A 9876-nucleotide genomic window follows, 5' to 3' on the forward strand; every position below is an offset into this window, starting at 1 on the left:
ATACATAGCTATCGGGAGCAAGCCCCCTCCCACAAACAAAAACGCCCGGCATAACCGGGCGTTTTGTATTGACTTGCTTAGCGAGCGCGGTAAGTGATGCGCCCTTTGCTCAAGTCATAGGGCGTCAGCTCGACGCGCACTTTGTCACCGGTAAGAATACGAATGTAGTTCTTGCGCATCTTGCCGGAGATATGCGCGGTTACGACGTGCCCATTTTCCAACTCCACACGAAACATGGTGTTGGGCAGGGTGTCGACGACAGTGCCTTCCATTTCGAAGCTGTCTTCTTTCGACATGCAGTAAAGCCCTCGGTATCCAGTGAATGGCCCGGTGCAACTGCGCCAGGCAAAAGCGGCGTGCATTGTGCCCGAAAAAGGGTGTTTAAGCCAAGGGGTTCTAGTTAAGCGTGACCCATCTTTGATTAATCAGTAGCTCAATCGGCCGATATTGGGTCTTGTAGTTCATTTTTTTGCAGTTTTTGATCCAGTAGCCGAGGTACACCGCCTCCAGCTCCAGGCGCAGGGCTTCGCCGATTTGCCACAGGATTGCGAAACGTCCCAGGCTGCGGCGTTCTTCACCCGGTTCATAGAAGGTGTAGACCGCTGACAGGCCGTTGGGTAGCAGGTCGGTCACCGCCACGGCCAGCAGTCGGCCATCAAGGCGGAACTCATAGAAGCGCGAGAAGGGCAGATCGCGCACCAGGAACGTGGAAAACTGATCGCGGCTGGGTGGAAACATGTCGCCATCGGCGTGGCGTTGTTCGATGTAGCGCTGGTAAAGGTCGAAATACTCTTCGGTGTACCGAGGCTTGGTCGCTTTCACCGATAAGTCGGCATTACGCTTGAGGATGCGCCTCTGATTGCGGTCCGGCAAAAACTGCGCAACCGGGATGCGCGCCGGAACGCAGGCGTTGCAGTTCTGGCAGTGAGGTCGGTACAGATGGTCGCCGCTGCGCCGAAAACCCATTTCCGACAAATCGGCGTACACGTTTACATCCATGGGCTGGCTGGGGTCGAGGAACAGCGTGGTGGCCTGCTCATCGGGCAGATAGCTGCAAGAGTGGGCTTGAGTGGCATAAAACTTCAAGCGCGCCAGCTCGGTCATGATCAACCCTCGGGATAAGCTTTGAAATAAGTGTAAGCCAGGTGCGAGGATGTCGCCTAGGAAACCCACGACCCGGTGTTGGGTTGATCCAAATGATTGCGTAGGAAGGCTGCGAACTCGTCGCGCGGTATGGCGCGGGCGCCCAGGCTGTGCAGGTGATCGTTGGGCATCTGGCAGTCGATCAGCACGAAACCCCAGTCCTGCAATTGCCGGGTCAATGTCGCGAAGCCGACTTTCGATGCGTTATCGGCGCGGCTGAACATCGACTCGCCGAAGAACAGTTGGCCCATTGCCAATCCGTACAAGCCGCCGACCAGCTGGCCGTCGTCCCATACCTCTACCGAATGTGCGAGGCCGCGCTGATGCAGCGCCAGGTAGGCACTTTGTATGCCTTCGGTGATCCAGGTGCCGTCAGCGTAGGCTCGGGGCGCCGCGCAGGCCTGAATGACGGCTGCGAAGTCCTGATCGAAGGTCACGGTGTAACGCTGTTGCCGCAGCAATTTACCCAGGCTGCGGGAAACATGTAGCTCGTCAGGGAATATCACCGTGCGCGGGTCCGGCGACCACCACAGGATCGGCTGGCCTTCCGAGAACCAAGGGAAGCAGCCATGGCGATACGCCTGGATCAATCGTTCGGCCGACAGGTCGCCACCGGCAGCGAGCAGGCCATTGGGTTCGCGCATGGCCTTGGCCAGTGGCGGAAATGTCAGGGAGTCGCGTTGCAACCAGGTCAGCATGGCATCCGGGCTTACGGTAGGGGAGGGGAGTGGCAGGTTGGGCGCCTGCCGCACAAGGGGTGATTATTGTCGACGCAGCGCTGTGGGGCCAGCCCGAATCGGGCTTTGGCGTGGATTGGCGTAAGCGGGTGTTTCTGCAACTCTGTGCGTGAGGTGTGGTCGTAATCGGGTTGGTGCCGTGCAGGCCATTTGCCAAGCTTGCCTGGATTGGTAAAAACACCTCATAAGCCTTTGTCAGCAAAGACAATGCGTGCTCAAATTGAACATGCTGTGACACTTGAGCTGTCTATGCTGCTCGGTAAGGGGCAAGTGCGTGGCATCGGGGGCACAAACCCGTACAATGCGGCCATTGTGGCGTTATCGCCATTTCATCCCGTAACCGCCCAGTGTTAAAAGTAGATTCAACGACGTTCGTTCATTTTTCAGCTGCTCGGATTGGGCAGTATTTACAGTTATTCAACAGATGGACGCGCTAAAGCGCAGGAATAGACCCGTTTTGAAGAAATCCGCCGCAACACCTAAAGCAGCAGTCGTGCCGGCCTGGCGTCAGCACCTGCATTATCGACTCAAGGAAGGTGCGCTGATCGCCATTGGCGCCCTTTGCCTGTTCCTGATGATGGCCTTGCTTACGTACGGCAAGGACGATCCGGGCTGGAGTCACAACAGCAAGATCGAAGACGTGCAGAACTTCGGCGGCCCCGCCGGTTCCTACAGCGCCGACATTCTGTTCATGGTGCTGGGTTACTTCGCTTACATCTTCCCGTTGCTGCTGGCGGTCAAGACCTGGCAGATCTTCCGCCAGCGCCACGAACCGTGGCAGTGGAGCGGCTGGCTGTTCTCCTGGCGCTTGATCGGCCTGGTGTTTTTGGTGCTGTCCGGCGCGGCCCTGGCCCATATCCATTTTCATGCACCTACCGGCCTGCCGGCAGGCGCGGGCGGGGCGCTGGGCGAAAGCCTGGGCGACCTGGCGCGCAGGACCCTGAATATCCAGGGCAGCACGCTGATGTTCATCGCGCTGTTCCTGTTTGGCCTCACCGTGTTCACTGACCTGTCATGGTTCAAGGTGATGGACGTGACCGGCAAGATTACGCTGGACCTGTTCGAACTGTTCCAGGGCGCCGCCAACCGCTGGTGGACCGCCCGTGTCGACCGCAAGCGCATGGTTGCGCAATTGCGTGAGGTGGATACCCGCGTCAACGAAGTCGTAGCCCCAAGCACGCCGGACCGTCGCGAACAGGCCAAGGTCAAGGAGCGGCTGATCGAACGTGAGCAGGCCCTGAGCAAACACATGTCGGACCGCGAAAAGCAGGTGCCGCCAGTGATCGCGCCTGCACCGCCCAAGGCCCCCGAACCCAGCCATCGCGTGCAAAAAGAGAAGCAGGCACCGTTGTTTATCGACAGCGCTGTCGAAGGCACCTTGCCGCCGATCTCGATTCTCGATCCGGCTGAAAAGAAACAGCTCAACTATTCCCCGGAATCCCTGGCGGCCGTCGGTCACTTGTTGGAAATCAAGCTCAAGGAATTCGGCGTTGAAGTCGCGGTGGACTCCATCCACCCCGGCCCAGTGATTACCCGGTACGAAATCCAACCGGCTGCTGGCGTGAAGGTCAGCCGTATCGCCAACCTGGCGAAGGATCTGGCCCGCTCCCTGGCCGTGACCAGTGTGCGTGTGGTGGAAGTGATCCCGGGCAAGACCACCGTGGGCATCGAGATTCCCAACGAAGACCGTCAGATCGTGCGCTTCTCCGAAGTACTGTCGACGCCGGAATATGACAACTTCAAATCGCCGGTCACCTTGGCCCTCGGCCATGACATCGGCGGCAAGCCGGTGATCACCGACCTGGCGAAAATGCCTCACTTGCTGGTGGCCGGTACTACCGGTTCCGGTAAGTCGGTGGGTGTGAACGCGATGATCCTGTCGATCCTGTTCAAGTCCGGCCCGGAAGACGCCAAGCTGATCATGATCGACCCGAAGATGTTGGAGCTGTCGATCTACGAAGGCATTCCGCACCTGTTGTGTCCGGTGGTCACCGACATGAAGGACGCCGCCAACGCCTTGCGCTGGAGCGTCGCCGAGATGGAGCGTCGCTACAAGCTGATGGCGAAGATGGGCGTACGTAACTTGTCGGGCTTCAATGCCAAGATCAAGGAAGCCCACGAGCGCGGCGAGACCATTGATGATCCGTTGTACAAGCGTGAAAGCATTCACGACGAAGCGCCAAAACTGACCAAGCTGCCGACTATCGTGGTGGTGGTCGACGAATTCGCCGACATGATGATGATCGTCGGCAAGAAGGTCGAAGAACTGATCGCTCGTATTGCCCAGAAGGCCCGTGCGGCTGGCATTCACTTGATCCTGGCCACCCAGCGTCCGTCGGTGGATGTGATCACCGGCCTGATCAAGGCCAACATCCCGACGCGCATGGCGTTCCAGGTGTCGAGCAAGATCGACTCGCGGACCATCATCGACCAGGGCGGCGCCGAACAATTGCTCGGCCACGGCGACATGCTCTACATGCCGCCCGGCACCAGCTTGCCGATCCGGGTTCACGGCGCGTTCGTTTCCGACGACGAAGTACATCGCGTGGTGGAAGCCTGGAAACTGCGCGGCGCGCCTGAGTACAACGACGATATCCTCAACGGCGTCGAGGAAGCTGGCAGCGGCTTTGAGAATGGCGGCGGTGGTGGTGACGACGATGCCGAAACCGACGCCCTCTACGATGAAGCCGTGGCGTTCGTGTTGGAAAGCCGTCGTGCCTCGATCTCCGCTGTACAACGCAAACTGAAAATCGGCTACAACCGCGCCGCCCGCATGATCGAAGCCATGGAAATGGCCGGCGTCGTGACCGCCATGAACACCAACGGCTCGCGTGAAGTCATCGCCCCCGGGCAGATGCGCGACTGATCCCGCGCCGTGTGGCAACACACGGCGCGCCCTGACACTCAATGAGGACTCCCATGCGTCTTATCCGCATGCTGTTGTTGCCGGCACTGGCCCTGACCGCTGTTTCGGCTCACGCTGATCCGGCCTCCGTCGCCAGCCTGAAGAACCTGTTGGACAAATCCCAGACCCTGACCGCGCGCTTCTCCCAGTTGACCCTGGATGCCGGTGGCACTCAGTTGCAGGAAACTGCAGGCGAGATGGCTGTGCAGCGTCCTGGCCTGTTCTACTGGCACACGGAAGGGAAGGCCGAGCAGACCATCGTCTCCGACGGCCAGAAGGTCACCCTGTGGGACCCTGACCTGGAACAGGCAACCATCAAGAAGCTGGACCCGCGCCTGAACCAGACACCGGCACTGTTGCTGTCGGGTGACGTGTCGAAAATCAACGACAGCTTCGACATCACCTCCAAGCAAACCAGCAACGTGATCGAGTTCACCCTCAAGCCGAAATCCAAGGACACGCTGTTTGACACGCTGTCCCTGTCGTTCGGCAATGGCGTGATCAACAACATGCGCCTGGTCGACAGCGTCGGCCAGCGTACCGATATCCTGTTCTCCGGGGTCAAGGCCAACCAGCCGGTGCCGGCCTCCAAGTTCAAGTTCGACATCCCCAAGGGTGCCGACGTGATCCAGGAATAACCTGCCGAGAGGTTTCAGACGCTGCCCATGGATCTGTTTCGAAGTGACCCGATTGCTCAGCCCCTGGCCGCGCGCTTGCGCTCGACCAACCTGGATGAGTACGTCGGGCAGGAACACCTGCTCGCTCGCGGTAAGCCACTGCGCGAAGCCCTGGAGCAGGGGGCGCTGCACTCGATGATTTTCTGGGGGCCGCCGGGGGTGGGTAAAACCACCCTGGCGCGGCTCCTGGCGAAAGTCTCGGACGCCCACTTCGAAACGGTCTCGGCGGTACTGGCCGGGGTCAAGGAGATCCGCCAGGCGGTGGATGTCGCCAAGCAGCAGGCCGGGCAATACGGCAAGCGCACCATCCTGTTCGTCGATGAAGTGCATCGCTTCAACAAGTCGCAGCAGGATGCGTTTTTGCCGTATGTCGAAGACGGCACGCTGATTTTTATCGGCGCCACCACCGAAAACCCTTCGTTTGAACTCAATAACGCCTTGCTCTCGCGGGCTCGGGTCTATGTGCTCAAGAGCCTGGACGAAGCGGCGATGCAAAAGCTGCTGCACCGTGCCTTGAGCGAAGACAAGGGTCTGGGCAAGCGCCACCTGAGTGTCGGCGATGAAGCCTTCAAGATTTTGCTGGCCGCCGCCGACGGTGACGGCCGGCGCTTTCTCAACCTGCTGGAAAACGCCTCCGACCTGGCCGAAGACGGCAGCGAGATTGGCGTCGACCTCCTGCAAAGCCTGCTCGGCGACACCCGCCGTCGTTTCGACAAAGGCGGGGAAGCGTTCTACGACCAGATCTCGGCGCTGCACAAATCCGTGCGCGGTTCCAACCCGGACGGTGCGCTGTACTGGTTCGCACGCATGATCGACGGTGGTTGCGACCCGCTGTACCTGGCGCGCCGCGTGGTGCGCATGGCCAGCGAAGATATTGGTAACGCCGACCCGCGTGCCCTGAGCCTGTGCCTGGCCGCGTGGGAGGTACAGGAGCGCCTCGGTAGCCCGGAAGGCGAGCTGGCGGTGGCCCAGGCCATTACTTACCTGGCCTGCGCGCCGAAAAGCAACGCGGTGTACATGGGCTTCAAATCGGCCTTGCGCGCCGCCGCCGAACACGGCTCCCTCGAAGTGCCGCTGCACCTGCGCAACGCGCCAACCAAGCTGATGAAGCAACTGGGTTACGGCGACGAATACCGCTATGCCCATGACGAGCCAGACGCCTATGCCGCTGGCGAAGACTATTTTCCCGACGCGCTTGAACCGCAACCGTTCTACCAGCCGGTACCCCGTGGCCTGGAACTGAAGATCGGTGAAAAACTCAATCACCTCGCCCAACTCGATCGACTCAGCCCCAGACAGCGGAGAAAGTAGTGCTCAAGACGATTCTTGCCGTGTCGGTAGCCGGCATCGCTGGTACATTATTGCGTTTCGCCACCGGTATGTGGGTCAGCGCCAATTGGCCAAGGCATTTTTATACGGCGACGCTGGCGGTCAATCTGGTGGGCTGCTTGATTATAGGGTTGCTGTACGGCTGGTTCCTGTTGCGCCCGGAAGTGCCGATTGAAATTCGCGCCGGCTTGATTGTTGGCTTTGTAGGCGGTCTGACGACCTTTTCATCCTTTTCACTGGATACGGTGCGCCTGCTGGAAAGCGGGCAAGCCCTGGTAGCCTTCGGTTACCTGGGCATCAGCGTGTTCGGCGGGCTGCTCGCTACCTGGGCTGGCCTGTCCTTGACCAAACTTTGATAAACGAGAGACCGACATGCTCGATTCCAAACTGTTACGTAGCAACCTTCAGGACGTAGCGGACCGCCTGGCATCCCGTGGCTTTGCCTTGGATGTTGCGCGCATCGAAGCGCTGGAAGAACAGCGCAAGACCGTCCAGACCCGCACCGAAGCACTGCAGGCTGAGCGAAATGCGCGTTCCAAATCCATTGGCCAGGCCAAGCAGCGCGGGGAAGATATCGCGCCGCTGATGGCGGACGTCGAGCGTATGGGCACTGAGCTGTCCGACGGTAAGGTCGAGCTGGAAGGCATCCAGACCGAGCTGGACTCTATCCTGCTGGGCATTCCCAACATTCCCCATGAGTCCGTGCCGGTTGGTGAAGACGAAGACGGCAACGTCGAAGTGCGTCGCTGGGGTACGCCAAAAGCCTTTGATTTCGAGGTCAAGGATCACGTTGCCCTGGGCGAATTGACCGGTGGCCTGGATTTCGAAACCGCGGCCAAGATGTCCGGCGCACGCTTCTCCTTGTTGCGTGGCCCGGTTGCCCGCCTGCACCGCGCCTTGGCGCAGTTCATGATCAACCTGCACACCGGCGAACACGGTTACGAAGAAGCCTACACGCCTTACCTGGTGCAGGCCCCGGCGTTGATGGGTACTAGCCAGCTGCCGAAGTTCGAAGAAGATCTGTTCAAGATCAGCCGCGACGGCGAAGCCGACCTGTACCTGATCCCGACCGCCGAAGTGTCGCTGACCAACATCGTGGCCGGCGAGATTCTCGACGCCAAGCAACTGCCGTTGAAGTTCGTGGCCCACAGCCCGTGCTTCCGCAGCGAAGCCGGTGCATCGGGTCGCGACACTCGCGGCATGATCCGCCAGCACCAGTTCGACAAGGTCGAGATGGTGCAGATCGTCGAGCCGTCGACCTCGATGGAAGCCCTCGAAGGCCTGACCGCCAACGCCGAACGCGTCCTGCAACTGCTGGAGCTGCCGTACCGCGTGTTGGCGTTGTGCACTGGTGACATGGGCTTCAGCGCCGTGAAGACCTACGACCTTGAAGTGTGGGTGCCGAGCCAGGACAAGTACCGCGAGATCTCGTCGTGCTCCAACTGCGGCGATTTCCAGGCCCGCCGTATGCAAGCGCGTTTCCGCAACCCGGAAACCGGCAAGCCGGAACTGGTGCACACCCTCAATGGTTCGGGCCTGGCTGTTGGCCGTACCTTGGTCGCGGTGCTGGAAAACTACCAGCAGGCTGACGGTTCGATCCGTGTACCTAAAGTGCTCAAGCCGTACATGGCGGGCGTTGAGGTCATCGGCTAAATGGAATTTCTGCCGCTGTTTCATAACCTGCGCGGCAGTCGTGTGTTGGTCGTCGGTGGCGGGGAGATTGCCTTGCGCAAATCCCGGCTGCTGGCCGATGCCGGTGCGTTGCTGCGGGTGGTTGCTCCCCAGATCGAAGATCAGCTTAAAGAGCTGGTACTGGGCAGTGGCGGGGAATTGATTTTGCGCGGTTATCAGGAGGCGGACCTTGACGGCTGCACCCTGATCATCGCCGCGACCGACGACGAATCGCTGAACGCGCAAGTGTCCAGTGATGCCAAGCGCCGTTGCGTGCCGGTCAATGTGGTGGACGCGCCGGCCTTGTGCAGCGTGATCTTCCCGGCGATTGTCGACCGCTCACCGTTGGTGATTGCCGTCTCCAGCGGCGGCGATGCGCCGGTACTGGCGCGCCTGATCCGAGCCAAGCTGGAAACCTGGATTCCCTCGACCTACGGTCAACTGGCCGGGCTGGCGGCGCGTTTTCGTGCCCAGGTCAAAGGCTTGTACCCGGATGTGCAGCAACGCCGCGCGTTCTGGGAAGACGTTTTTCAAGGCCCGATTGCCGACCGTCAACTGGCCGGGCAGGGCGATGAAGCCGAGCGCCTGTTGATCGAAAAGGTCAACGGCGCGCCGCCGTATGCGCCCGGCGAGGTGTACTTGGTGGGCGCAGGCCCAGGTGATCCGGACCTGCTGACTTTCCGCGCGTTGCGCTTGATGCAGCAAGCCGATGTGGTGCTGTATGACCGCTTGGTGGCGCCGGCCATTCTTGAATTGTGCCGTCGCGATGCTGAGCGCGTGTATGTCGGCAAGCGTCGTGCCGACCATGCCGTGCCCCAGGATCGGATCAACCAGCAATTGGTGGACCTGGCCAAGCAAGGCAAGCGTGTACTGCGCCTTAAAGGTGGCGACCCGTTCATCTTTGGCCGTGGTGGCGAAGAGATCGAGGAACTGGCCGCCCATGGCATCCCGTTCCAGGTGGTGCCGGGGATCACGGCGGCCAGTGGTTGCGCGGCGTATGCCGGGATTCCGCTGACCCACCGCGACTATGCGCAATCGGTACGTTTTATCACCGGGCATTTGAAAGACGGGACGTCGGACCTGCCTTGGCATGACTTGGTAGGGCCGTCGCAGACCCTGGTGTTCTACATGGGGTTGATTGGCTTGCCGATCATCTGCGAACAGCTGATCAAGCATGGGCGTGCGGCGGATACGCCGGCGGCGTTGATCCAGCAAGGCACTACGTCCAATCAGCGCGTGTTTACCGGCACCTTGGCGGATTTGCCGCGCATGGTGGCGGAGCATGAAGTGCATGCGCCGACATTGGTGATCGTTGGCGAGGTGGTGGTATTGCGGGAGAAGCTGAAGTGGTTTGAAGGGGCCCAGTCTCAGGTCTGAAGTTTTTCAAAAGCATCGGGGGCAAGCCCCCTCCCAC

9 protein-coding genes are annotated in these 9876 nt (G+C 60.3%); 6 read left to right on the forward strand and 3 right to left on the reverse strand.

Features of this window, described 5'->3' with window-relative positions:
- Positions 1 to 77: 77 nt before the first annotated feature.
- The 3 genes from infA to aat form a co-directional block, all read right to left on the reverse strand.
- On the reverse strand, positions 78 to 296 hold the full coding sequence (infA, locus tag ACRESD_RS00770; RefSeq protein WP_002553999.1) for a translation initiation factor IF-1: 219 nt from the start codon (positions 294 to 296) through the stop codon (positions 78 to 80).
- A 100-nt stretch (positions 297 to 396) separates the two neighbouring features.
- On the reverse strand, positions 397 to 1104 hold the full coding sequence (locus tag ACRESD_RS00775; RefSeq protein ID WP_431749185.1) for an arginyltransferase: 708 nt from the start codon (positions 1102 to 1104) through the stop codon (positions 397 to 399).
- A 56-nt stretch (positions 1105 to 1160) separates the two neighbouring features.
- Positions 1161 to 1841 carry a leucyl/phenylalanyl-tRNA--protein transferase gene (gene aat / locus ACRESD_RS00780; protein ID WP_431749186.1) on the reverse strand — a complete coding sequence of 227 codons (681 nt, stop codon included), beginning with the start codon at positions 1839 to 1841 and terminating at the stop codon, positions 1161 to 1163.
- A gap of 496 nt (positions 1842 to 2337) precedes the next feature.
- On the opposite strand from aat, the gene ACRESD_RS00785 reads away from it, so the two are divergent.
- Genes ACRESD_RS00785 through cysG form a run of 6 tightly spaced genes read left to right on the forward strand, consistent with a single transcriptional unit; the run spans position 2338 to position 9839 of the window.
- The gene (locus tag ACRESD_RS00785) at positions 2338 to 4746 is read left to right on the forward strand and encodes a DNA translocase FtsK (RefSeq protein WP_431749187.1); all 2409 of its coding nucleotides are present in this window, start codon (positions 2338 to 2340) and stop codon (positions 4744 to 4746) included.
- Positions 4747 to 4799: 53 nt separating this feature from the next.
- A complete protein-coding gene (lolA, locus tag ACRESD_RS00790) occupies positions 4800 to 5423 on the forward strand; it encodes an outer membrane lipoprotein chaperone LolA (RefSeq protein WP_016975527.1) in 624 nt (207 codons plus the stop codon).
- A gap of 27 nt (positions 5424 to 5450) precedes the next feature.
- The gene (locus ACRESD_RS00795) at positions 5451 to 6773 is read left to right on the forward strand and encodes a replication-associated recombination protein A (RefSeq protein WP_431749188.1); all 1323 of its coding nucleotides are present in this window, start codon (positions 5451 to 5453) and stop codon (positions 6771 to 6773) included.
- Complete coding sequence (gene crcB, locus ACRESD_RS00800; protein ID WP_431749189.1) at positions 6773 to 7147, forward strand: fluoride efflux transporter CrcB; 375 nt, start codon at positions 6773 to 6775, stop codon at positions 7145 to 7147. Before ACRESD_RS00795 ends, crcB begins: the two co-directional genes overlap by 1 nt.
- 16 nt (positions 7148 to 7163) lie before the next feature.
- Entirely contained in the window at positions 7164 to 8444 is a 1281-nt protein-coding gene (serS, locus tag ACRESD_RS00805; protein ID WP_431749190.1) for a serine--tRNA ligase, read from the forward strand.
- Positions 8445 to 9839: a siroheme synthase CysG gene (gene cysG, locus ACRESD_RS00810; RefSeq protein WP_431749191.1), complete on the forward strand. Its 1395-nt coding sequence runs from the start codon at positions 8445 to 8447 to the stop codon at positions 9837 to 9839.
- Positions 9840 to 9876: the final 37 nt, after the last annotated feature.

The sequence above is a fragment of the Pseudomonas sp. genome (assembly GCF_050739995.1).
GTDB lineage: Bacteria > Pseudomonadota > Gammaproteobacteria > Pseudomonadales > Pseudomonadaceae > Aquipseudomonas.

Bases quoted from the DNA above. Each gene is read 5' to 3' on its own strand.
- lolA (WP_016975527.1), top strand. From the start codon at position 4,800: ATGCGTCTTATCCGCATGCTGTTGTTGCCGGCACTGGCCCTGACCGCT.
- aat (WP_431749186.1), bottom strand. From the start codon at position 1,841: ATGCTGACCTGGTTGCAACGCGACTCCCTGACATTTCCGCCACTGGCC.
- ACRESD_RS00775 (WP_431749185.1), bottom strand. From the start codon at position 1,104: ATGACCGAGCTGGCGCGCTTGAAGTTTTATGCCACTCAAGCCCACTCT.
- serS (WP_431749190.1), top strand. From the start codon at position 7,164: ATGCTCGATTCCAAACTGTTACGTAGCAACCTTCAGGACGTAGCGGAC.
- ACRESD_RS00795 (WP_431749188.1), top strand. From the start codon at position 5,451: ATGGATCTGTTTCGAAGTGACCCGATTGCTCAGCCCCTGGCCGCGCGC.
- infA (WP_002553999.1), bottom strand. From the start codon at position 296: ATGTCGAAAGAAGACAGCTTCGAAATGGAAGGCACTGTCGTCGACACC.
- cysG (WP_431749191.1), top strand. From the start codon at position 8,445: ATGGAATTTCTGCCGCTGTTTCATAACCTGCGCGGCAGTCGTGTGTTG.